At 70.3% G+C, this 21,982-nt stretch carries 18 protein-coding genes and 2 pseudogenes; 13 read left to right on the top strand and 7 right to left on the bottom strand.

All coding sequences use genetic code 11. From position 1 onward, the window contains the following. Positions 1-190 precede the first annotated feature (190 nt). The 5 genes from MTF65_RS13830 (at position 191) to MTF65_RS13805 (ending at position 4,979) form a co-directional block, all read left to right on the top strand. Positions 191-1,036 carry a tryptophan 2,3-dioxygenase family protein gene (locus tag MTF65_RS13830; RefSeq protein WP_243628958.1) on the top strand — a complete coding sequence of 282 codons (846 nt, stop codon included), beginning with the start codon at positions 191-193 and terminating at the stop codon, positions 1,034-1,036. Then, entirely contained in the window at positions 1,029-2,237 is a 1,209-nt protein-coding gene (gene kynU, locus MTF65_RS13825) for a kynureninase (RefSeq protein ID WP_243628957.1), read from the top strand. Before MTF65_RS13830 ends, kynU begins: the two co-directional genes overlap by 8 nt. A 237-nt stretch (positions 2,238-2,474) precedes the next feature. Next, complete coding sequence (locus MTF65_RS13820) at positions 2,475-3,371, top strand: S9 family peptidase (RefSeq protein ID WP_243628956.1); 897 nt, start codon at positions 2,475-2,477, stop codon at positions 3,369-3,371. A 519-nt stretch (positions 3,372-3,890) separates the two neighbouring features. Continuing rightward, positions 3,891-4,724 carry a helix-turn-helix transcriptional regulator gene (locus MTF65_RS13810; protein WP_243628955.1) on the top strand — a complete coding sequence of 278 codons (834 nt, stop codon included), beginning with the start codon at positions 3,891-3,893 and terminating at the stop codon, positions 4,722-4,724. After that, positions 4,725-4,979 carry a DUF397 domain-containing protein gene (locus MTF65_RS13805; protein WP_243628954.1) on the top strand — a complete coding sequence of 85 codons (255 nt, stop codon included), beginning with the start codon at positions 4,725-4,727 and terminating at the stop codon, positions 4,977-4,979. It begins immediately after the preceding gene. Here the strand turns inward: MTF65_RS13805 and MTF65_RS13800 are convergent. Continuing rightward, positions 4,960-5,346, bottom strand: a complete 387-nt coding sequence (locus MTF65_RS13800; RefSeq protein WP_243628953.1) for a hypothetical protein — start codon at positions 5,344-5,346, stop codon at positions 4,960-4,962. The genes MTF65_RS13805 and MTF65_RS13800 overlap by 20 nt on opposite strands. A 339-nt stretch (positions 5,347-5,685) precedes the next feature. Between MTF65_RS13800 and MTF65_RS13795 the strand changes: the two genes are divergently transcribed. Next, positions 5,686-6,945 carry a DUF11 domain-containing protein gene (locus tag MTF65_RS13795; protein WP_243628952.1) on the top strand — a complete coding sequence of 420 codons (1,260 nt, stop codon included), beginning with the start codon at positions 5,686-5,688 and terminating at the stop codon, positions 6,943-6,945. Here the strand turns inward: MTF65_RS13795 and MTF65_RS13790 are convergent. Further along, entirely contained in the window at positions 6,942-7,811 is an 870-nt protein-coding gene (locus MTF65_RS13790) for a polysaccharide deacetylase family protein (protein WP_243628951.1), read from the bottom strand. The two genes, MTF65_RS13795 and MTF65_RS13790, sit on opposite strands and share 4 nt — an antisense overlap. 1,014 nt (positions 7,812-8,825) lie before the next feature. Here MTF65_RS13790 and MTF65_RS13785 point away from each other — a divergent pair. The 3 genes and pseudogenes from MTF65_RS13785 (at position 8,826) to MTF65_RS13775 (ending at position 11,252) form a co-directional block, all read left to right on the top strand. Then, a pseudogene (locus tag MTF65_RS13785) lies at positions 8,826-9,405 on the top strand (IS607 family transposase). Then, a pseudogene (locus MTF65_RS13780) lies at positions 9,398-11,042 on the top strand (IS200/IS605 family accessory protein TnpB-related protein). The pseudogenes MTF65_RS13785 and MTF65_RS13780 overlap by 8 nt, the downstream one beginning before the upstream one ends. A 45-nt stretch (positions 11,043-11,087) precedes the next feature. Continuing rightward, entirely contained in the window at positions 11,088-11,252 is a 165-nt protein-coding gene (locus tag MTF65_RS13775) for a hypothetical protein (protein WP_243628950.1), read from the top strand. A gap of 50 nt (positions 11,253-11,302) precedes the next feature. Here the strand turns inward: MTF65_RS13775 and MTF65_RS13770 are convergent, their stop codons facing one another. After that, a complete protein-coding gene (locus MTF65_RS13770) occupies positions 11,303-11,791 on the bottom strand; it encodes a carboxymuconolactone decarboxylase family protein (protein WP_243628949.1) in 489 nt (162 codons plus the stop codon). A 787-nt stretch (positions 11,792-12,578) separates the two neighbouring features. Here MTF65_RS13770 and MTF65_RS13765 point away from each other — a divergent pair. Then, positions 12,579-13,334 carry a hypothetical protein gene (locus MTF65_RS13765; protein ID WP_243628948.1) on the top strand — a complete coding sequence of 252 codons (756 nt, stop codon included), beginning with the start codon at positions 12,579-12,581 and terminating at the stop codon, positions 13,332-13,334. Between the two features lie 113 nt (positions 13,335-13,447). Here MTF65_RS13765 and MTF65_RS13760 read toward each other — a convergent pair whose 3' ends face one another. Continuing rightward, on the bottom strand, positions 13,448-14,758 hold the full coding sequence (locus tag MTF65_RS13760; RefSeq protein ID WP_243628947.1) for a hypothetical protein: 1,311 nt from the start codon (positions 14,756-14,758) through the stop codon (positions 13,448-13,450). A gap of 345 nt (positions 14,759-15,103) precedes the next feature. Then, positions 15,104-16,387 carry an adenylosuccinate synthase gene (locus tag MTF65_RS13755; RefSeq protein ID WP_243628946.1) on the bottom strand — a complete coding sequence of 428 codons (1,284 nt, stop codon included), beginning with the start codon at positions 16,385-16,387 and terminating at the stop codon, positions 15,104-15,106. Between the two features lie 184 nt (positions 16,388-16,571). On the opposite strand from MTF65_RS13755, the gene MTF65_RS13750 reads away from it, so the two are divergent. Next, positions 16,572-17,363, top strand: a complete 792-nt coding sequence (locus tag MTF65_RS13750; protein WP_243629072.1) for a diacylglycerol kinase — start codon at positions 16,572-16,574, stop codon at positions 17,361-17,363. 211 nt (positions 17,364-17,574) lie between these two features. Here MTF65_RS13750 and MTF65_RS13745 read toward each other — a convergent pair whose 3' ends face one another. After that, the gene (locus MTF65_RS13745; protein WP_243628945.1) at positions 17,575-18,081 is read right to left on the bottom strand and encodes a GbsR/MarR family transcriptional regulator; all 507 of its coding nucleotides are present in this window, start codon (positions 18,079-18,081) and stop codon (positions 17,575-17,577) included. A 64-nt stretch (positions 18,082-18,145) separates the two neighbouring features. Between MTF65_RS13745 and MTF65_RS13740 the strand changes: the two genes are divergently transcribed. After that, positions 18,146-19,078, top strand: coding sequence for an ABC transporter ATP-binding protein (locus MTF65_RS13740; protein WP_243628944.1), 933 nt, complete (start codon positions 18,146-18,148; stop codon positions 19,076-19,078). 77 nt (positions 19,079-19,155) lie between these two features. Further along, positions 19,156-20,682, top strand: a complete 1,527-nt coding sequence (locus MTF65_RS13735) for an ABC transporter permease (RefSeq protein WP_374207230.1) — start codon at positions 19,156-19,158, stop codon at positions 20,680-20,682. Positions 20,683-20,719: 37 nt separating this feature from the next. Here MTF65_RS13735 and MTF65_RS13730 read toward each other — a convergent pair whose 3' ends face one another. Further along, complete coding sequence (locus MTF65_RS13730) at positions 20,720-21,922, bottom strand: cytochrome P450 (RefSeq protein ID WP_243628942.1); 1,203 nt, start codon at positions 21,920-21,922, stop codon at positions 20,720-20,722. Positions 21,923-21,982: the final 60 nt, after the last annotated feature.

Raw genomic sequence — 21,982 nt, 5'->3', positions numbered from 1 at the left:
CATTGGGCCGTTCGCCCAGGCCCGGTCTCCAGCCCGGTCTCCAGTCCGGCGCTCCAGCCAGGTGCTCCAGCCCGGTGCTCTAGAGGGCTCCGCCTTGTCGTGTTTATGATGCGGGCAGGGGACCGGGGCTCCACTTACCCAACCGGAAGGAGCGGACCGCTACCCGGAAGCACGTGTCGAGGAGACAGCGATGTCGCAAAACCTTGATGCCTCCGGAGCCGGTTCGGAAACCCCGAACCTCGACTTCGATGGCACGACCCCGTACGAGGACTACGTCCAGGCGGATGTCCTCACCCACCTCCAGCACCTCCGCTCGGACGACCCGGGCGAGATGGTCTTCCTGGTGACGACCCAGGTCATGGAGCTGTGGTTCACGGTCATCGTCCACGAATGGGAGACCGCCGCCAAGGCGCTGCGCGAGGACCGCGTGCAGGTGGCGATGGATGCGCTGAAACGTTCCCTCCGGGAACTGGAAGCCCTGAACGCCTCGTGGCGCCCGCTCGCCCAGCTCACCCCGGGCCAGTTCAACCAGTACCGCGCGGCCCTCGGCGAGGGTTCCGGTTTCCAGTCGGCGATGTACCGCCGGATGGAGTTCCTGCTCGGCGAGAAGTCCGCCTCGATGCTGGTCCCGCACCGGGGCGCGCCCCGCGTCCACGCGGAACTGGAGAAGGCCCTCCAGGAGCCCAGCCTCTACGACGAGGTCCTGCGCCTCCTCGCCCGCCGCGGCTTCTCGATCCCCGCGGAGGTCCTGGACCGCGACCTCTCCCAGCGCTACGAGCCGTCGCCGCAGGTCGAGGCCGCCTGGACCGCCCTGTACGCGGACCCGGACGCGCAGCACGACCTGCACCGCCTGGGCGAGGTCCTCACGGACGTCGCGGAGCTCATCTGGCGCTGGCGCAACGACCACCTGGTCGCGACCCGCCGCGCGATGGGCGCGAAGACGGGCACGGGCGGCTCGGCGGGCGTGACGTGGCTGGAGAAGCGCGCCCAGAAGAACGTCTTCCCCGAGCTCTGGACGGCGCGCAGCCATGTCTGACACGACCTCCGGGCTCCAGGGGCTCCAGGCGCGGGCCGCGCACCTCGACGCCACCGACGACCTCGCCAAACTCCGCGACCGCTTCACCCTCCCCGACGGCATCGTCTACCTGGACGGCAACTCCCTCGGAGCCCTCCCGGCCGGCGTCGCGGCGGCCACGGCCGACGTCGTACACCGCCAGTGGGGCGAACTCCTCATCCGCTCCTGGGACGAGTCCGCCTGGTGGACCGCCCCCGAGCGGATAGGCGACAAGCTCGCCCCCCTCATCGGCGCGGCCCCCGGCCAGGTGGTCGTCGGCGACTCCACCAGCGTCAACCTCTTCAAGGCCCTCGTCGGCGCCGCCCGCCTCGCGCCGCCCGGCCGCACCCGGATGCTGGTCGACGGGAACACCTTCCCCACCGACGGCTACATCGCCGCGTCGGCCGCCAGGATGACGGGCCTGCGCGTCGTCCCCGTGGACCCCTCCGCCGCGGCGGAGGAGATGGACGACGACACCGCCGTCGTCCTCCTCAACCACGTCGACTACCGCACCGGCCGGCTCCACGACCTCCCCGCCCTCACCAAGGCGGCCCGGGCGACCGGCGCCATCATCGTCTGGGACCTCTGCCACAGCGCGGGCGCCCTCCCGGTCGGCCTCGACGCCCACTCCGTGGACCTCGCGGTCGGCTGTACGTACAAGTACCTGAACGGCGGACCCGGCTCCCCGGCGTACCTCTACATCGCCGCCCGCCACCAGGCCGCCTTCGACTCCCCGCTCCCCGGCTGGAACGGCCACGCGGACCCGTTCGCGATGACCACGGGCTACACCCCGGCCGACGGCGCGGTCCGCGCCCGGGTCGGTACCCCCGACATCCTGTCCATGCTCGCCCTGGAGGCCGCGCTCGACGCCTGGGACGGCGTGTCGGTCGAGGCCGTCCGGGCCAAGTCCCTCGCGCTGACGGACTTCTTCCTGGAGTGCGTCGCGGCGTACGTCCCGGAGGGCAAGGTCGAGTCGGTCACCCCGGCCGAGCACGGCCGGCGCGGCAGTCAGGTCTCGCTGCGCACCGAGAACGCCCGCGAGATCATGGCCGAGCTCATCGCGCGCGGCGTCGTCGGGGACTTCCGCGCCCCGGACATCCTGCGCTTCGGCTTCACCCCGCTCTACGTCGGTTTCGCCGATGCGGAGCGTGCCGCCCGGACACTGGGTCACATTTTCGGGTGACGTAGCGGCGAAACGTCACCTCACGGGGTGATGCGGAGTGATACCGGCGCGGGCGGGGCCTACGGGCTCCGCCCGCGTCCGTCCGGGCCCGTCCGCGCCCCCCGTCGGGCCCGCGAACCCGCCCGGCCCGCCACGGAACGGCGTGTTCCGGCCTGATACGGTCCCGCTCTGCCGGAACACCGGAACAAGTGTCCCTGCGGTACCCCCTGTCCCACGCGTTACCGAGAGGTTGAGCCGATGACGGACCCCGCAGTCGAACGGGACGCCGCCGAGGCCGCCTCGGCCTTCTCCCATCCGCCGGTCGAGCCCGACGTGAGCGCCGCGTACGGGGAACACCCCGACCAGGTCGTCGACTTCTACGCCCCGCGCGGCCCCTCCCACGCGGCCGCCGTCCCGCTGGTGGTCCTGCTGCACGGCGGCGCGTGGCGCGCCCCGTACGACCGGCAGCACGTCACCCCCTTCGCGGACTTCCTGGCCCGGCGGGGTTTCGCCGTCGCCAATGTGGAGTACCGCCGGGGGAGTTCTTCCGTACCGCGCCAGGGGGCGGAGGCGGCGGAGGGCCCGATCGCCGGGCGGTGGCCCGAGACCTTCGACGACGTGGCCGCGGCGATGGACGCCCTTCCCGGGCTGGCGGGGAGCGCGCTGCCGCAGGCCGATGTACGCAGGGTCGTCGTCACGGGCCACTCGGCGGGCGGCCACCTCGCGCTGTGGGCGGCGGCCCGGCACCTCCTGCCGCCCGACGCTCCGGCCGGCTGGAGGCTGCCTTCCCCGCCGCGGCTGCGCGGCGTGGTGGCGCTGGCCCCCATCGCGGACTTCACGGTGGCGGAGGATCTGGGCGTCTGCGGCGGGGCGTCCGGGCAACTGCTGGGCGGGAAGGAGTACTTCGCCGGGCGGCTGCCGTACGCCGATCCGGCGGCGCTGCTGCCGACGGGGATCGCCACGGCCATCGTGCAGGGACGGGAGGACATCGTGGTCCCGGAACAGGTGGCGGAGGCGTACGTCGGCGCGGCGGCTCAGGCGGGCGAGCTGGTCGGGCTGACGCTGCTGGACGGGGTGGGCCACTTCCCGCTGATCGACCCGGCGGCGGACGCGTGCGCGGTGGTCTGCGAGGAGATCTCGCAACTGGCCTGGTAGAGCCCGGCGGCGCGGTGCAGGAGCAGGGCGTGCACGAACCGGTCCTCGGCGGTGGGCGCGCAGCGCCAGGCCAGGGGCCAGGCCCCGTCGAGGGCGGGTACGGGGATGTACGTGGCCCGACGCGGCCCAGAGGTGAGCCGGGTGAACCCGGGCGGCCAGATCCGGTACGCGGCGCTGCCGACGGGAATCAGGAAGTAGACGGGCCGCCGGCCGTTGCTCTGGGTGAGGATCGGCCCGGGATCACCGCCGGTGAGCGTGACGAGGAGATCGGCGAGGTTCCGTCCGGTGTCACCGTCCACGCGTAGCGCGTCGAACAGCACTCCTGCCTTGCGGATTCCGATACCGGTGGTGGGGAGCCAGCTGGGGGTGTGGGGGGCGTCACTTTCGGTGTTCATGAGATCAGGTTGATGGGTCAGGTCTACCGTTTTCCAGAGCGCTGACTCGACCGCCGAAACGGTAGAAATTCGGGCTGCGCTGGTTGTGTTCGGTTGAGTCCGGTTGAGTGGGGTGGTGTCCTGCATGGCCAAGGCAGCCAACAAGGCGACGGCGGGGGGAGCGACCCGTCTGGTCGCGCACCTGGTGAGGGCGTTCCGGGAGCGGGAGAGGCTGACGCAGAAGGAACTCGGCGCGATGCTCGGGTACTCGGCTGCCGCCATCAGCGCGGTGGAGACGTGTGCGCAGCCTGCGAGTGACGAGATGCTGATCAAGCTGGAGGCGGTGATCGGCGGTGGGATGGGACTCTTCGAGGTGGCTCGGGAGCTCGTCCAGAAGGACAAGTTCCCACCCCACTTCCAGGACTTCTTCGACCTGGAACAGCAGGCCCTCATCCTGTACTTGTTCGAGTCGCGGGTGATCAACGGGTTGTTCCAGACTGAGGACTACGCTCGTGCGCTGTTTGCCGGTGGTTTCCCCGTTCTTTCAGAGCAGCGGATCGAAGAGCTCGTTGAGGGGCGCATGGCACGGAGAGCGCTCTTCGACCGCGACCCGATGGCGCTCATCGAGTTCATCGTCGACGAGTCGGTGCTGATCCGCGACATCGGTAGTAAGGCCATCATGCGCGACCAACTCGCCCACCTGGCGCAGCTGGCACGACGGCGTAATGTCACCGTTCAGGTTCTGCGGCTCGACTGCGGATTGGCCGGTGAGCATGCGGGCACGGGCGGAGGGTTGACTCTCGTCGAAACCCCTCACCATCAGCGGCTCGTCTACATGGAGCAACAGGACGAGAGCATGCTGATCAGCGACCCGGCGAAGGTAAACCTCTACTCGCAGCGGTATGCGAAGATCCGCGCACAGGCCTTGGGGCCTCGTGAATCACTGGACTTCATCGAGCAGTTGATTAGGAGAGCGTAGATGAGCACGAACACCCTGCGGTGGTTCAAGTCGAACTACAGCACCGACGCCGGAGGAGCCTGTGTCGAGGTGGCGTACGCCTGGCGGAAGTCGAGCTACAGCGACAGCAGCGGTGGCCAGTGCGTAGAGGTGGCGGAGTGCCCGCACGCCGTGCACGTGCGGGACTCCAAGAACCTCGGCCCGGCCTTCGCGGTGGCCCCCACCGCCTGGGCGGACTTCGCCGGCTGGGCGGGTCTCAGCCGACGCTCCGGCTGAAGCCCGCCTGCAAGGTGTGGAGGGTGACGGTGCCTCCGCCGAGCATCGCGGCCTTCTGGCGGAGCTGGTCCACGACCACTGGGTCCGGCTGGCCGTACACGTCGATGGATCGCATGCGGATGAGCGCACCGAACGCGCGGAACTTGGGTCCACCGAGCGTCATGTGGAGCTCCATCGACGCCGAGTCGGGATGTACGGCCACGGTCGTCATCGTGGACTCGGACTCGTCGATGTAGAAGCGGTAGGCGATCAGCTGTGGCTCGCGCCCCTCGACGAACGCGGCCAGGTCGCGCATCCCGCTCTTGACCTCCGCGAGCTCGCCCTCGCGGATGTCCGAGCGGTCAACGTAATAAATGGGTTCAGCCATGGCGCCTGAACCTATCGCTGGCGGCCCGTTCAGCCCGCTCGACGCGCGGTCATGCACTGGCATGGGCACGACCGGGCCAACTTTCTGATGATCTGAAAGAAATGGCGCAGGCTGTGTCCTGCGTGCATTGGGGCGAAATCCATTCCAAGGCCCGAGCCGTGATATCCGACCCGACAACCCTTGTGCTGATCTTTGTCCGTCACATCCGGCACACACTGAGGGGCTCCGTCATGGGGCCCTGTCCGCCTTGAGCGTGAAAGGTGCATGTTCGTGATTCGAGGAACAAAGAGGCCGAACCACGGAAAGCGGCGGCTGCGCGCGCTTTCCGCGCTGGGCGCGGTGGGTATCGTCGCAGGGCTCGCTTCCAGCCTGCCGGCGTCACCGGCCGGTGCCGTCCCGGCCCCTGCGGCGGCTGTCGCGCAGAAGCACCCCGACGGGAACGGGGTTGCGTGCGACGGGCAGGTCTACGTCTCGTTCGGTGACCCGAACCAGCTCTACACCGCCGGCAGAGGGCCCGGAACGGTCCAGTTCACGCCACTGGGCGACCCCACACCGTTCCTCTACAACGCCATCGGAGTGAACCCGCGCGATCGCTTCCTCTACGGGACCACGTTCGGCAACGCGAACAACGACCTGGTTCGCTTCGACGGCAATGGAGACTTCACCAACCTTGGTGCCATTGCCGGTCTGCCGCTCGCCCTCTACATCTCGGGAACGTTCGACGACGAGGGCAACTACTACGTCCTGGCCGACGATACGGGGGAGATCTATCAGATCGACGTCAACTCCCGCTCGGTCACGGATGTCATCAACGTCCCGGAGCTGGCCGACCCGGAACTCGACGTCTTCGACATCGCGTTCCGTGACGGATTCCTGTGGGGCTCGACCGATGACGGCGCCATCACGCGGATCGACATCGCCAATGAGAGCGTGGACTTCTTCCCGGGTGTTCTTCCGGGAGGTGAGGACTTCGGCGGCGTCTTCACGTACGGGAATGGCGATCTCGGATTCTTCCGCAATTCCGGACAGCTCATCCGGGTACACGTGAAGAATGCGACCGGTTCCAACCCGCGGTTCATCGTGCTCTCGACGCAGACCACGACCCCGGCGACGAACCTCGACGCCACCTCCTGCTTCCTCGACTCGTCCGCCGACCTGGCGGTGCGCAAGGAGGGCACCAAGAGTGTCGAGGTGGGCGGCGCAGTCACCTACCGCATCACCGTGAAGAACGACGGGAAGAACGACGGGAAGAACGACGGGAAGAACGACGGGAAGAACGACGGGAAGAACGACGGGAAGAACGACGGGAAGGTCCGCTCCTCCGGCTGGTCGCTGATCGACGACCTGCCGGCGAAGATCCTGTCGCCCACCACGCCGACCGAAGGGTGCCAGATCACCGACGGCCTCCTCTCCTGCACGGGTGGTCCGCTGGAGAAGGGCGACCGCGTGGAGATCGAAGTGACCGGCACTGCGGCCAACGTTCTGGAGCCCACCACCGTGAAGAACACCGCCAAGGTGTTCGGCGACGACGCGGACCCGAACGAGGACAACAACACGGACACCGCCTTCACCGACGTCAAGCCGGGTGACAGCGACTAAGCCGTTTCGGCTCGCCGGCCGGGGCCCCTTTCGAGGGGCCCCGGCGGCGAGGCCAACGCGGTCCGGAGATCCGTGATCTCGTAGCCGCGTGAGCGGACGAGGTCGATGATGCCCGGCAGGGCAAGGGCGTCGATGACGTCGCCGCGTCCTTCCGGCGTGCCCACGTGCATCTGCACGATCTGGCCCGGGGTCAAGGTGTCGGCCACGCGGGTGACGGCCTCGGCCGTGGTCATGCCGCCCTCGGTGCCGACGTAGCCGCGGGTGTCGGTGGTGAACTCCACGTTGGTCCAGCCACGGGCATTGGCGGCGGCGATGCCCTGCTCGGTGGTCTCGCTGTACGGGAAGCGGAAGAACGGCGCGGGGGTGGAGCCGCTCGCGACGCGGATGGCCTGATCGGCGCGGTCCATCTCCTGCTCGGCCTCCCGACGGGTGATCTCCCGGAAGTCGGGGTGGCTGTGGGAGTGGTTGCCGATCCCGTGCCCGGCGGCGGTGATGGCGCGGAGCGCCTGGGGGTGGGCTTCGGCGAACCGGCCGGTGACGAAGAACGTCGCCGGGGCGCGATGGCCGCGCAGTACGGTCAGGACGCTGTCGAGGCCGTCCTCGTTCCAGGCGGCGTTGAACGTGAGGGCGACGACGCGCTGCTCGGTGGGAAGGAGGCGGACCTCCTCACCCTCCAGGACCCGGGCCCGGGTCTGCGCCCGAGACTGCCCCGCGACGGCCGGCGGAGCCGCCAGCAGGGCGGCGAGTGCTGCCAGCAGTCCGGCACGTCTCTTGATCGGGGAGGCGGAGAGGAGTTGACAGTGCGCGGGGCTCCCAAGCGCTCGGCGGCAGGTCCGACCGACTGATCGTGGCCCGGTCGAGGACACGACCGGCGGAGGCCCACCACGGCGCGCGAGGCACTCGGGGCGTCGCACGCGAGCCGCACGCCCGGCTGTTCGGGGTAGAGAACGGGGTCCCAGGACCCGGGGTCGCACAGGACCCCCCGGACGCCCGGTCAGTCCGAGTGTCCTCCCGTGTCGGCGGCCGGCCTCAAGGGCGCTCCCTCCGGTCGCGTCGCTACGCGATGGCCTTCGGCCACCCTTGACCCCGACCACCGCCCCGGAATGCCACAGACTGTCCGGTCCCCCGGGGGGAGGGGGGAGCGGGCAGGGCGACACGACCGCCTGTACCGTCCGCCGTCCCCTCCCGCACCCTTTGTGTCGCGGCGCCCCAGATCGCTACCCGCCTGCTAGCAGCTTGGCGGCTGCAGCCCGTCAGGGGCTGGGCATAAGCCGCCCACGATCGCTACGTGCTCCCCGCCAATCGGCGTCCGCCGCCCGTCCGTGGGGCTTCATACGTCGAAGGGCCGGAAGTGCACGAAGGCGGTGTCCCCTTCCTCGTACGCCACGGTGATGTCGATCGCCTCCGCGCCACCCTCTGCGGGCGGCGTCAACGGCGTCGGGATGACAGAAGTCGGAAGTCAGCTCCGTGCCGGGAAAGGCCGAAGCCAGCCAGGTGTCGAGGTCGGTGCGGTTGATCCGGAAGGTGACGTCGTAGGTCGTGTCCAGCCAGGTCATGACCTCACATGTGGCGTCGTGCGCACCGGTCGGCAACTGGCTCTGGTCCGCGTAGAGCATGGCCTCCGCGCACGCGACCGATCGCCGGGTTGGGGTGCCGTCCGTCATGCCGGTGATGAACTTCCAGGCCACCCAGCCTGCGAACGCCAGCGGCAGTGCCAGTACGGCGACCAGCACCCAGATCCGTCTCATGATCCCCCTCGATGCTCGCCCACGGGCATGGGCACCCAGTCGGTCTACATCAAGGGGTTGGGCACTATTGGTCCTTTGGTTCGCTCGTGTGAGTGATAGTGCATTTGTGTGAGTGTCGTTACGGTCGGGTGCATGAACCTCAAGGAGTGGGCGAAGGCGCAGGGTGTGCATCCGCAGACCGCGTATCGCTGGTTCCGTGAGGGCGCGTTGCCGGTCCCTGCGGAACGAGTGGGGCCGCGCACGATCCTGGTCAACGTCGAGGCGAACTCGTCACCGGCCGTGACGGGTGGCGTAGGCCTGTATGCCCGCGTTTCCTCCCACGATCAGAAGCAGGATCTGGAACGTCAGGTTGCCCGGCTGACCGAGTGGGCGGCGAAGGCCGGGCACCGGGTGGTGCGGGTCGAATCCGAGATCGCCTCGGGCATGAACGGCAGCCGGGCAAAGGCGCGTCGTCTGCTGGCCGACCCCGCGGTGACCACTGTGGTGGTGGAGCACAAGGACCGCCTCGGGCCGGATGAACGTCGAACTCGTCGAAGCCGCCCTGTCCGCGACCGGCCGCCGCCTGGTGGTCCTGAACGAGGGCGAAGCCGAAGACGACCTGGTACGGGACATGGTTGAGGTACTGACCTCCTTCTGTGCCCGCCTGTACGGCCGCCGCTCTGCGAAGAACCGGGCGAAGAAGGCTCTGGAAGCGGCGGCTGCCGATGACTGAGCAGCCGAAGAAGAAGCAGCTCCGCACCATCGACGCGCCGTTCGTGGCCCTCGGCCCATCCGGGGTGGCGATCCGCGACCGCCTGGGGCACCTCACGCCCCAGGACGAGAAGGTGTTGCGGCTTGTGGGTGAGCACCTTGGACACCTGGCGTCCCTCGACCTGGCGGTCCGCTGCGCGGATGGCAACGACCATGAGGCGCAGAGGTGGGCTGCCCGTAAGCAGGGCCTGACCGCCGCATCGTCGTCGCGCTGGGCCGGGTCGATCACGAAGGCCAGCCACGATCAGTGGGCGCTCTCCCGCCGTTGTCAGCTCGCGTACATCCAAAACCTTGAGGCCGGTGTCCGCACGCTGAAGCAGCGGCTGTCTCGGCCGATCGGGGAGAAGGGCAGCAAGCGGGCTCCGGGCGGATACCGGTCGAAGGGCGAGTGGTTCCACAAGTCGCGTCGCCTGCACACTCTGGAGCACCGTCTCGACGTCGCTCGTACTGACCGGGAGAACGGCGTCGTGCACGTCGTGCGCGGTGGCCGACGCCTGCTCAACACCCGGCACAACCTGGCCGAAGCGCAGCTCACCGAGACCGAATGGCGGGAACGCTGGGAGGCCGAACGCTGGTTCCTCGCCGCCGACGGCGAGTCGGGCAAGCGGTACGGGAACGAGACGATCCGCGTCACCCCGGACGGGGAAGTCTCCATCAAGCTCCCCGCGCCACTGGCGCACCTGGCCAACAGCGGGCACGGCCGGTACATCCTCGCCTCCAAGGTGCGATTCCAGCACCGGGGCCAGGAATGGCGGGACCGTATCGACGCCAACCGGGCTGTCGCCTACCGCGTCCACTACGACGCCCCGCGCGGGCGCTGGTACCTGACCGCATCCTGGCAGCGTCCCGTGGTCCAGACGCTCCCGCTGGAGACGGCGCGGACCAAGGGCATGATCGGTGTCGATACGAACGCCGACCACTTCGCCACTCGATGCCCACGGCAACCCGATGGGCGAACCCCGACGTTTCTTCTACGACCTGTCCGGTACCGCTGACCACCGCGACGCGCAGATCCGGCATGCCATCGCCCAGGTAGTGCACTGGGCCAAGCGGGTCGGCGTCGCCGCGATCGCGATCGAGGACCTTGACTTCACCGCCGAGAAGACCCGCGAGAAGCACGGCCGCAAGAAGCGGTTCCGGCAGATCATCTCCGGCATCCCCACCGGCAAGCTCAAGGCCCGACTCGTCTCCATGGCCGCCGAGGCCGGCCTCAGCATTGTCGCCGTGGACCCGGCATACACGTCGATGTGGGGCGACGAGCACTGGCGCAAGCCCCTCACCACCAAGACTCGCAAGATGACTCGCCATGACGCGGCCTCGGTCGCGATTGGCAGACGTGCCCTCGGGCACCCGATCCGGCGACGGACGGCACCGCCCCGCGACGACCAGAGCGATCGTCGTGGGCATCGGACCGTCCAGGCCGGACCGGGTACCCGAGGGCGTGAGGGAACCCGCCACCCCGTCACGGAGCGTGCACACGATGCACGTGCCCGAACGGGGACAACTCAGAGAACGCGGGCGACCAGTGCATCCAAAACCGTTCGGGATGCGCGCAGTGCCGGGCAGTGGGTCCAAGACTCACTCCTGATCACTGACTAGGAACGGTCCAACCAGAACGGCGTCACCGTGGGGCACTGCTTCAACGTGACTCCGGACTCGTCCACGCCGCTGGGTGGCTGGTGGTGGAAGAACTCCGTCCAGGTGACCGCGTACAGCTACAACAACTGTGGTGGCGGTCGCATCTCCACCCGCACCGCCTGGATCGACACCACGAGCAACTGGGACTTCCAGGTCGTCGGGGTCCACTGACCCGCACACACCGCCCCGGCCGTGAAGCGGCCGGGGCGGTGTCCTACGCCTCAGTCCCACTGCTGGTCGGCGAGGGAGCTGACCGGGGTGGGCTTGCCGATGACGGCGAGGGCGATGAAGAAGTTGACCTGGCCGATCGCGATGGTGAGGGTGGCGAGCGCCTTGTCGTCGTAGTGCTTGGCGGCCTCGGCGTAGAGCTCGTCGGTGACGCGCTCGGTGCCGTGCGGGGCGGGCTGGAGGACGGCCTCGGTGAGGGCGAGCGCGGCGCGCTCCGCCTCGGTGAAGTAGGGGGCGTCCTGCCAGGAGGCGACGGCGGTGATGCGCTCCTCGGACTCGCCGGCCTTGCGGAGGAAGCTGGAGTGCAGGACGGTCAGGTACGTGTTCCCGACGATCTGGCCGGCGCGCAGCTGGAGAAGGCTGATCGTGGCGCGCGGCACCGAGCGGTTGCCGGTGGCCCGGAAGAGGCTGGCGCTGACATCAGCGAGCTCGGGGACGAGGTCGATGGGGTTCGGCATGCGGGGGGTGGTGGTGTTCGTCATGGCTGCTCTCCCTCAGGTTGTGGTCCTCACAGCACTGACGGATGGCCGCACGGAAGTGTGACCGCGAGCAGGAAAAAAACTTCGGCGCCCTCGCCCACCCCCAGACGGGCTGCAGCCGCCAAGCTGGTCGCAGGCGGGTAGCGATCTGGGGCGGCCCAGCGGGGGGTTGGCATGACGCGACGCCGGACGCGGGAACAGGTCCCCCCTGGGCGTCCTTTGTTGGGGCTGCCCGCCAGGCGTTTATGCCTGCCGGGCCGGCGCGGCCGGTCAAGGGTGGCCGAAGGCCATCGCGAAGCGACGCGAGCGCAGCGAGCGCCCTTGACGGGACGGGGCGGACCGGTGAACACCCTTGACTGGCGGGCGGCCCCAACACCTCAGCCTTTTGCTTCCGTTCGGATGGAACCCCGCCCTTCGAACCCGCCCGGCCCAATGAATCCAGGGGCCAGTAAAGGGGACGTACCGGCCCGCCCGGAGCGGCTGGGCCGCACGGACCTCCCGTAACCGGTAACCGGTAACCGGTAACCGGTAACCGGTAACCGGGACGGGTGTTGTGCCGCGTTGCGCCGTGCGCGCGTGTTCGCCGAGTGCGACTGTGCGCTCCGCCGGATGGGCTAAGCGGGGGTAGGGGCGCGCTCAGCATGATCAATAGCCTGGCGCCGGCGCGTGACCTCGCGTCTGCCGGCAAGAGAAGGCGAGCGACCCCAGTGGAACTCCCGATGTTGCAGCGTATGGCCTCGCTCACCGCGGCGGCCTCGCGTACGAGGGCCGTACCGGAGACGGAGCCGGGGTGCACGTGCTGGTCGTGCACGACAACAAGCGGACCGGGCAGCAGCGTCTGTCGCGGATCACCCACTGGGAGGGCTCCGACGGCATCTCCCCGATCACCTGGGACGGCGCGGAGCCCGTTGACCTGGAGGCCATCGAGGCCATCCCCGGGATGCCGGGGGAGTACCTGGCGCTCACCGGACGCGGCATCGTCTACCGCCTGAAGGTCACCGGCGGCACGGCCACGGTCGTCGACTACACGCCGCTGCCGGCGATCGGCGAGGGGGACGACTTCGAGAGCTTCGCGCTCGTCGCCCAGAACGGGAAACTCGCTGCCCTGTGGGCGGACCGGGGAGCGGGCGCGGACCGTCCCGCCACGCTCTACGCGGCGCCCCTGACGTTCGCCTCGTGGGGGCAGCCGCTGTTCGGCGCTGTGACGCGCCGGGCCTACCGGGCGCCCTACCCCACCGACGACGGCGCGCGGCACATCTCCGAGATTTCGGTGACCGACTCCGGCCGGATCATCGTGACTTCGGCGGCGGACGCCGGCGACGACGGCCCGTTCGACTCCGCGGTGAGCGACGCGGGCCGGGTGAACGTGTCGGCGGCGGGCCGGGTACGGGTCACCCTCGCGGCGCCCGCGACCGTGCTCGGGACCTTCCCGCAGTACAAGATCGAGGCGGTGGAGTGTCTGCCCGGGTCCGCCGAGGCCGTCCTCGGCTCCGACGACGAGAACCTCGGCGGATACGTCCGGACCATGTCGTACTGCGGAACCTGACCCCGGACGCCGTAGGCAACTGACACCGCACGCACCTCACGCCTCTGCCCTGCCGGGCGTCAGCTCGGCGGGGCAGAGGCGTGTCGGAGGGCCCGCGTCGGCTCGGGTCAGGGTCAGACGCGGGCGCGGGTGCTGCTGGCGCGGCGGCGGGCGCCGAGCCAGGCGATGCCCGCGCCGAGGGCGATGAGGGCGGCGGCCAGGCCGGAGTAGAGGCCGGTGCGGGAGTCGGAGCCGGTGTGCGCGAGGGAGCCCGTGGCCTTGGGGGTGTTGCCGGCGGGCGCGGTCACCGGGGTGATGGACGAGGAAGAGGACGAGGAAGCGGACGAGGATGAGGACGCGGACGTCTTCGTCGGCGAGGCGGTCGCGGACGGCTGGGCGGTCGGGTTGGCGGGCTTGGTGGTGGCCGGCTTGGCCGGGGCGAGCTTGAAGTCGGTGGTGGTGGTCGAGATGAGGCCGGGCTTGTTCTCGTCCAGCGCGACGCCGGCTTGCAGGGTGACGAGGGTGGGCTTCGTGATCTGCGTCTTGGGGCCGAGCTTGACCTGGAGGGCGAACAGGTCGCCCGGCATCCCCTGGAAGTCCTTCGGCATGAGGGGCAGCATGAAGTCGCCGTTGCGGTCCGGCCGTACGTCGGTCCACTTGCCGTCGATCATGACGCGTACCTGGGTGTCGGGGTGCTTGACGTCGCTCGGGACCTTCACCGTCAGGCGGGTGACGAGGTCGGAGGTGAACGGGCCGCCCTCGTGCTTGTACCAGAGGGTCAGCTGCTTGCAGAGGCTCTCGTCGTTCGTGCCGTCGCAGGAGCCGTTGTTCTCGAAGTGGGTCTTCAGCGTGGCCGGCTCGGCCGGCTTGGCCGAGGGGGTGGCCTTGAAGGTGAGGGAGGCGCCGCCGCCCGGCGCGATCTCTCGGGAGGTGGTGGCGGCGCGCAGCTCGAACGCGTTGCTGTTGGTCGGGTAGCTCTCGCCGAGCCCGATGGTGACCTTCCACGTCAGCTTGGAGTTCGCCGGGACCTCGAAGCCCTCGGAGATCTCCTTGCCCGCCGGGAAGAACAGACCCTGCCAGCCGCCGTCCTGCTGCCCGATGAAGGACTCGGTGTCCGGCGCGTTGACCTCTTCGACCTTGAAGACGACGTCGCTCTTCTTGAGCGAGATCGGGCTGCCCACGTTGCCCAGGAGCCACGGGTGGAACGGGGCGGCCTTGGCGGTGGGGTTCGAGACCGTGAGGTCGAAGGTCTCGGTCGCACCGCCGCGGGTCAGCGGGCCGCTCGGGACGGGGGCGCCCAGCGCGATCCGCAGCACGGGCCTGGAGTCCTCCACCGACGCTGCGTAGGCCGACAGCGGCATCAGGACGGTACCGGCGACGGCGGCGACGACGGCGGTGGCGGCCGCGGAGCGAAGGTGACGGCGGTTGGCGATGCGAGCGGACATGGTGGACTCCCCCCAAGGAATCAACAAGGGCGTGCGGCGGGCGGGGCAGCAGGCCGAGAAAGAAAGAAAGACGGAGAAGGTGCCGAAAGGCGGAGAAGGCGTGGCCTCGGCAGAGCGCCGGGCCGGGCGGTGCGATGTGGTGCGGTGTGGTGCGGTGTGTCGTTCCCGGCCGGTGTTTTTCTTCCCCCCGGGCCGCTGCGATGTGCTTATCCTCGCCCACCGTCGATCTTGGAACCATCGCTGCTGTGTCACCACACTGCAACAGCCAAAAAAGGCCTGTGACCAGGTACGACGAAGGGGTGAGGCGCTTCCGCGCCTCACCCCTTCAGGGTCCTGCAACCGCGCCTAGAGGAACGAGTTGATCTCGATCGTCTCGGTGCGGCCGGGGCCGACGCCGATCGCCGAGATCGGGGCGCCCGACATCTCCTCCAGGGCCTTCACGTACGCCTGGGCGTTCGTCGGGAGGTCCGAGAACGTCTTGGCCTTCGTGATGTCCTCGGACCAGCCGGGGAGGTTTTCGTAGATCGGCTTCGCGTGGTGGAAGTCCGTCTGCGAGTACGGGAGCTCCTCGACGCGCTTGCCGTCGATCTCGTACGCGACGCAGACCGGGATCTCCTCCCAGCCGGTGAGCACGTCCAGCTTGGTGAGGAAGAAGTCCGTCAGGCCGTTCACGCGGGTCGCGTAGCGGGCGATCGGCGCGTCGAACCAGCCGCAGCGGCGGTCGCGGCCGGTGGTCACGCCGCGCTCGTGGCCGATGCGGCGCAGGTCCTCGCCGTCCTGGTCGAACAGCTCGGTCGGGAACGGACCCGCACCCACACGCGTGGTGTAGGCCTTCAGGATGCCGATGACGCGGCTGATCTTCGTCGGGCCGACGCCCGTACCGGTGCAGGCGCCGCCGGCGGTCGGGTTCGAGGAGGTGACGAAGGGGTACGTGCCATGGTCGACGTCGAGCAGGGTGCCCTGGCCGCCCTCGAAGAGCACGACCTTGTCCTCGTCCAGCGCGTTGTTGAGGATCAGGGTGGTGTCGGCGACGTACGGCTTGATCTGCTCCGCGTACTGGAGCATCTCCTCGACGATCTGCGCGGCGTCGATCGAGCGGCGGTTGTACAGCTTCGCGAGCAGCTGGTTCTTGCCTTCGAGCGCCGCTTCGACCTTCTGGGTGAGGATCGACTCGTCGTAGAGGTCCTGGACGCGGATACCGATGCGGTTGATCTTGTCCGCGTAGGTCGGGCCGATGCCGCGACCAGTGGTCCCGATCTTCCGCTTGCCGAGGAAACGCTCGCCGACCTTGTCCAGCGTCACGTTGTACGGCGTAATGAGGTGCGCGTTGCCGCTGATGAGCAGCTTGGAGGTGTCGATTCCGCGCTCGTTCAGACCGCGCAGCTCGGAGAGCAGTACGGACGGGTCGACCACGACACCGTTACCGATGACCGGGGTGCATCCGGGGGAGAGGATGCCGGAAGGGAGAAGGTGCAGTGCGTACTTCTGGTCGCCTACGACAACCGTGTGGCCGGCGTTGTTGCCGCCCTGATAGCGCACTACATAGTCAACGGATCCACCGAGCAGGTCGGTGGCCTTTCCCTTGCCCTCGTCACCCCACTGAGCTCCGAGCAGCACAAGAGCGGGCACAGGCGTACACCTCTTCCGGATGGGGCATGTCCAAGGTCAGGGGGCGTACGACGATGTACACCGCAGGCTGAGCCGTCGGACCGGTACCCCGGAATAGACGAAGGCCCTGGCGCAATAGCGCAAGGGCCTCTTGCACAAAGATGCTACCCGAGGAAGGACCGAGGTGTCGGCTCCAGAGCCCACCATGAGCCATGCGGGCGCGCCGGTCGGCGGCCTGCTCGTGCTCGTCGACCCGGTCGCCCGCCGTTTGGACGGCGAGTCTGTGCGGATCGCGAAAGATGTGTTGTCAGCCGGGGCGGCGGCGAAGATTTGCCTGCCCGACTCGCCGGAGGAATTTGCGCGGGCGCTCGCCCGCCGGGGTCATCGCAGGCCGGTGATCGTGGGGGACGACGGGGCGCTCGTGCGGGCGGTGACCCTGCTGCACCGGTCCCGGGACCTGTCGGGGGAGGAGGCGCTCTCCCTGATCCCCGTCGGCCCGGTGGGCTCGCTCGGCCTGGCCCGGTCCCTGGGCGTCCCGCTGTCGGCGGTCATGGCGGCGCGGGCGGCCCTGGACGGCGCGGTGCACGCGCGGGACCTGCTGGTGGACGACAGCGACGGGGTGGTCCTGGGCGGACTGCTCATCCCGCCGCTGGGGCCGAGGACGGTACGTCGGTCGCTGCTGCGCACCCTGCTGTCGCCCGCCGGGGGTGCCACCGTGCGGATGGCGCACCGGCTGCGGGTGGAGGCGGACGGGGCGGTCCTGGCGGACGTGGACCACGAGGTGGAGGACGTCTCGGTGACGACGCGGGAGCCGGGCGCGCCGGCGGAGGTGGTGATCCGCCTGTCCGGCGCCCGCCGGGTGACGCGGCGGGCGGCCACGGTGACGGTGTCGGGCTCGGACTTCCGCTACCGCGCGGACCACGCGCAGACGGGGCCCATCCGGCGGCGTACCTGGACGCTGCGCCCGGCGGCCTGGAGCCTGACCCTGCCCCGCTGACGCCCGGGCCGGGGGCCGGGGCAGGGGCAGGGGGTTTCCCGGGGCTTGGGCTTCCAGGGCTCCGGCCCCTCCGGCCCCCGGCCTCTCCCGTCCCCGGCCTCTCCCGTCCCCGGCCTCTCCGGCCCCCGGCCTCTCCGGTCCCCGGCCTCTCCGGTCCCCGGCCTCTCCGGTCCCCGGCCTCTCCGGCCCCTGGCCCCCGGCCCCGTGCGGTCTACCCGAGGTCGAGCGTCGCCTTGTGTTCCTTCCAGCGGTCCATCATGCGCAGCATCTCGCCCTGCATGAACTCGAAGAACGCCGCCGTCTCCGCGACGCGCGCTCCCGCCGGGGTGTTCGTACCCAGCCCGGCCGCGCCCTCCCGGAGGGTCTTCTCCCACTGAGTGAGGATCTGGTCCCGCCGGGTGAAGGTCTCGTACCAGAGCTCGTTGTGCAGGACGTAGCGGTCCCGCCGCGAGCCCGGCTCCCGCTCCCGGCTGACCATGCTGACCTGCGTCAGGTACGAGACCGCCCCCGAGACCGCCGCCGGGCTGATCCGCAGTGCCTCGCCGAGCTCCGCCGAGGTCATCGCGCCGCCGTCGCTGGCGAGGAGCTGCGCGAAGACGCGGGCCGCCATGCGCTGCATGCCCGCCTCGGTCAGCTGCGCGGCGAACCGCTCCACGAAGCGTGAGACCGCTTCCTCGTTCCGCTCCACGTCCACGTCCACGTCCATACCCACATCCATACCCCCGTACTTTACGGGGTTTCCAAGCTTCACAAATTTATGAAACTAACGTACGTTCAGAAACATGATGAAGGCAATCAGCGTTGCCGGCCTCCACAAGGCATTCGGCCGCACCCACGCACTGGACGGCCTCGACCTCTCGGTCGCCACCGGCGAGGTCCACGGGTTCCTCGGCCCCAACGGCGCCGGCAAGTCCACGACGATCCGCGTCCTGCTGGGTCTGATGCGCGCCGACTCCGGTACCGCCGAACTCCTCGGCGGCGACCCCTGGGCCGACGCCGTCGCGCTCCACCGCCGCGTCGCCTACGTCCCCGGGGACGTCACGCTGTGGCGCAACCTCTCCGGCGGCGAGGTCATCGACCTCTACGGTCGGCTGCGCGGCGGCCTCGACCGCGCCCGCCGGGCCGAGCTGATCGAGCGGTTCGAACTCGACCCGACCAAGAAGGGCCGTACGTACTCCAAGGGCAACCGGCAGAAAGTCGCCCTCGTCGCGGCCTTCGCCTCCGACGTCGAGCTGCTCATCCTCGACGAGCCCACCTCGGGCCTCGACCCGCTCATGGAGGAGGTCTTCCGGAGCTGCGTGGTCGAGGCCCGCGCCGCCGGCCGCACCGTCCTCCTGAGCTCGCACATCCTCAGCGAGGTCGAGGCCCTCTGTGACCGGGTCAGCATCATCCGCAAGGGCAGCACCGTGGAGACCGGCACCCTCGCCGATCTGCGCCACCTCACCCGTACGTCGATCAGCGCCGAACTCGCCGGCCCGCCGAACGGGATCGCCCACCTGCCGGGCGTGTACGACGTGGACGTGCGCGGCCACAAGATCCGCCTCCAGGCCGACACCGACAAGCTGGACGCCGTACTGCGCTCCCTCACCGAGTCGGGCGTACGGTCGCTGACCTCGACCCCGCCCACCCTCGAAGAACTCTTCCTGCGCCATTACGCCGACGACGCGGACGCCGCCGCCGCCGACACGACCGCGAAGGCGGGCGCGTCGCGATGAGGAACCGCGTGACGTCGAACCAACTGGCCGGCACCGGCGCCCTGCTGCGCCTCGCGCTGCGCCGCGACCGCGTCATCATGCCGGTCTGGATCCTGGTCGTGTCGATGACGGTGCTCAGCCTGCCCGGTTCACTCGAATCGGTGTACGGGACGCCCGCCGAACGGGCCCGCCTGCTGGCCACGATGACCACCAACGGCTCGCTCCGCGCCCTGTACGGGCCGGTCTTCGGCGACTCGATCGGCGCCCTGACCGCATGGCGGGGCGGACTCTTCGCCGGCCTGCTCGCCGGGATCATGAGCCTGGTCATCGTGGTCCGGCACACCCGCGAGGAGGAGGAGTCGGGCCGTCAGGAACTGCTCTCCGCCGCCATGGTGGGCCGCCGCGCCCCGCTGACCGCCGCCCTCCTCACCGCCCTCACCGCCAACGCGCTGGTCGCCCTCCTCGTCACCACCGGCCTCGCCGGGCGCGGCACGGGCGGTGCGCTCGCCCTCGGGCTCGGCATCGGCGCCACCGGCATGCTGTTCGCCGCGCTGGCCGCCCTGGCCGCGCAGCTCACCGAGAGCGCCCGGCTCGCGAAGGGGCTCACGGGAGCGTTCATCGGCGCGGCGTTCGTGCTGCGGGCCGCCGGGGACGCGGGCACGCCCGACGGAGCCTCGGCGCTGACCTGGATCTCGCCGCTGGGCTGGCTGGAGCACGTACGGGCCTTCGCGGCCGAACGCTGGTGGGTGCTCGCGCTGTTCGCCGCGGCCGTGACGGCGCAGGCCGCGGCCGCGTACGCGCTGGCCGCCCGCCGCGACGTGGGCATGAGCTTCCTCCCGGCCCGGCCGGGCCCGGCGCAGGGCCGGCTCGGCTCGGCCGGGGCGCTCGCCTGGCGGCTCCAGCGCGGCAGCCTGACCGGCTGGAGCCTCGGATTCCTTGTCGCGGGCGTGGTGTTCGGCGGGATGACGGACGGTGCGACCGAGCTGGTCGGCGACAACGAGAAGACCCGCGAGATCATCGAGCGCATGGGCGGGCAGGGCGGGCAGGGCGGGCTCGCCGACGCCTTCCTCGCCACGATGGCCGGGATGTTCGGCCTGGTCGCCGCCCTGTACATCGTCTCGGCGGTGCTCCGGCTGAGCGGCGAGGAGTCGGAGCAGCGCGCCGAACCGCTGCTCGCGAACGCGGTCGGCCGACTGCGCTGGGCCGGCGGTCATCTGGCCGTCGCCTACGGCGGCTCGGCGCTGATCCTGCTGCTGGCGGGACTCGGCCTGGGCGCCGGACACGGCGGGTCCGCCGCGGGCGCGGCCGGGGCGGTGGGCGCGACGCTCGCCCAGCTCCCGGCGGTGTGGGTGATCGGCGCCCTCGCGGCCCTCCTGCACGGCGCGGCCCCGAGGTTCGCCCCCGTCGCCTGGGCGGTGGCGGGGGTCTCGCTGGCCCTGGGCTGGGTCGGCCCGGCGCTGGAACTCCCGCAGGCGGTCATGGACCTGTCGCCCTTCGCCCACCTGCCCAAACTGCCGGGCGCGGAGGCCCTGTCCTGGCCCCCGGCGGCGGCACTGACCGCCCTGGCGGCGGCCCTGCTGGCGGCCGGCCTGGCCGCGCTGCGCCGCCGGGACCTGGCGACGTAGCGGGCGGGGTAGCGGGCGACACGGCCCGAGGCGGCGCTCAGAACTCCACGAGCAGTTCCTCCAGCCCCCGGATGACGTACCCGTCCCGCCACCGCGGCTCGCGAACGAGCCGCGGTGGCGGGACTCCGTCTGCCAGCAGGGCGCCGAACGAGGCCTCCAGCTCCCGCCGTGCCAGCGGTGCGCCCAGGCAGTAGTGGATACCGGCCCCGAAGGCCAGGTGCGGATTGTCGGCCCGTGCGAGGTCCAGAACGTCGGGGTCCGCGAAGCGCGCCGGGTCCCGGTTGGCCGAGCCGAACAGCAGCGCCACCTCGGCCCCGCGCGGGATCGCGGTGTCCCCGATCTCGATGTCGTCGAGCACCCAGCGCTCGAACATCTGGAGCGGTGTGTCGTAGCGCATGAGTTCATCCACAGCTGTGGACAACTTTTCGGGATTCCGCCGGAGGTCCGCCAGCTGGCCGGGATGGCGGAACAGCGCCCACCATCCGTTGACGGTCGTATTGACCGTGGCCTCGTGCCCGGCGTTCAGCAGGAGCACGCAGGTGGAGATCATCTCCTGCTCGCTGAGCCGGCCCCCCTCATCGTGGGCGGCGATCAGACCGGAGATCAAATCGGAGCCCGGCCGTCCCCGCCGCTCGGCGATCAGCCCGCGCAGATAGTCGCTGAACTCCACGCTCGCCCGTACGGCCCGGCGCGCGGTCTCCTCGTCCGGCCGGAGCTCGAACATCCCGCAGATGTCCGCCGACCAGGGCCGCAGCAGCTTCCGGTCCGCCTCCGGCACCCCCAGCAGCTCCGCGATCACCGCCACCGGCAGCGGTTCGGCGACGGCGGTCAGCAGATCCCCGCCCCCGTCCGCCACCAGCCGCGCCACCAGCTCCCGGGCCATCCGCTCCACGGCGGGCACGAGCCGCTCCACCGTGCGCGGGGTGAACGCCTTCGCCACCAGCCGCCGCACCCGCGCGTGCGCCGGGTCCTCCAGGTCCAGCAGCCCGTTCCCGTTGAGCACGTGGAACGGCTCGTGCTCGGGCGGCGGCGCCTCCCGCCCGAACTCCTCGTGGGTGAAGCGGTGCAGGTACGTCCGCCCGAGCCGGCGGTCGCGCAGCAGCGCGCTCACGTCGGCGTAGTGCGGCACCAGCCACTGGCCGGTCGCCTCCGACCATACGGCTCGCCCCTGCTCCCGCAACTCCCGGTAGGCGGGGTACGGATCGGCTACGAACTCGGCATCCCACGGATCAAAGCCCATCCCGGCACCTTAAGGGTCCAGGCGGCCCCCAGCCGGTCAGGCCCCCACCGCGCCCTCCTT

It is taken from the genome of Streptomyces sp. APSN-46.1, from assembly GCF_022815725.1.
GTDB lineage: Bacteria > Actinomycetota > Actinomycetes > Streptomycetales > Streptomycetaceae > Streptomyces.
This window is presented reverse-complemented; position numbering and strand designations above follow the sequence as displayed.

Excerpts from the sequence above, each read along its gene's own strand:
- MTF65_RS13830 (WP_243628958.1), top strand. The coding sequence starts at position 191 with ATGTCGCAAAACCTTGATGCCTCCGGAGCCGGTTCGGAAACCCCGAAC.
- kynU (WP_243628957.1), top strand. The coding sequence starts at position 1,029 with ATGTCTGACACGACCTCCGGGCTCCAGGGGCTCCAGGCGCGGGCCGCG.
- MTF65_RS13820 (WP_243628956.1), top strand. The coding sequence starts at position 2,475 with ATGACGGACCCCGCAGTCGAACGGGACGCCGCCGAGGCCGCCTCGGCC.
- MTF65_RS13810 (WP_243628955.1), top strand. The coding sequence starts at position 3,891 with ATGGCCAAGGCAGCCAACAAGGCGACGGCGGGGGGAGCGACCCGTCTG.
- MTF65_RS13805 (WP_243628954.1), top strand. The coding sequence starts at position 4,725 with ATGAGCACGAACACCCTGCGGTGGTTCAAGTCGAACTACAGCACCGAC.
- MTF65_RS13800 (WP_243628953.1), bottom strand. The coding sequence starts at position 5,346 with ATGGCTGAACCCATTTATTACGTTGACCGCTCGGACATCCGCGAGGGC.
- MTF65_RS13770 (WP_243628949.1), bottom strand. The coding sequence starts at position 11,791 with ATGACGAACACCACCACCCCCCGCATGCCGAACCCCATCGACCTCGTC.
- MTF65_RS13760 (WP_243628947.1), bottom strand. The coding sequence starts at position 14,758 with ATGTCCGCTCGCATCGCCAACCGCCGTCACCTTCGCTCCGCGGCCGCC.
- MTF65_RS13750 (WP_243629072.1), top strand. The coding sequence starts at position 16,572 with ATGAGCCATGCGGGCGCGCCGGTCGGCGGCCTGCTCGTGCTCGTCGAC.
- MTF65_RS13745 (WP_243628945.1), bottom strand. The coding sequence starts at position 18,081 with ATGGATGTGGGTATGGACGTGGACGTGGACGTGGAGCGGAACGAGGAA.
- MTF65_RS13740 (WP_243628944.1), top strand. The coding sequence starts at position 18,146 with ATGATGAAGGCAATCAGCGTTGCCGGCCTCCACAAGGCATTCGGCCGC.
- MTF65_RS13735 (WP_374207230.1), top strand. The coding sequence starts at position 19,156 with ATGCCGGTCTGGATCCTGGTCGTGTCGATGACGGTGCTCAGCCTGCCC.
- MTF65_RS13730 (WP_243628942.1), bottom strand. The coding sequence starts at position 21,922 with ATGGGCTTTGATCCGTGGGATGCCGAGTTCGTAGCCGATCCGTACCCC.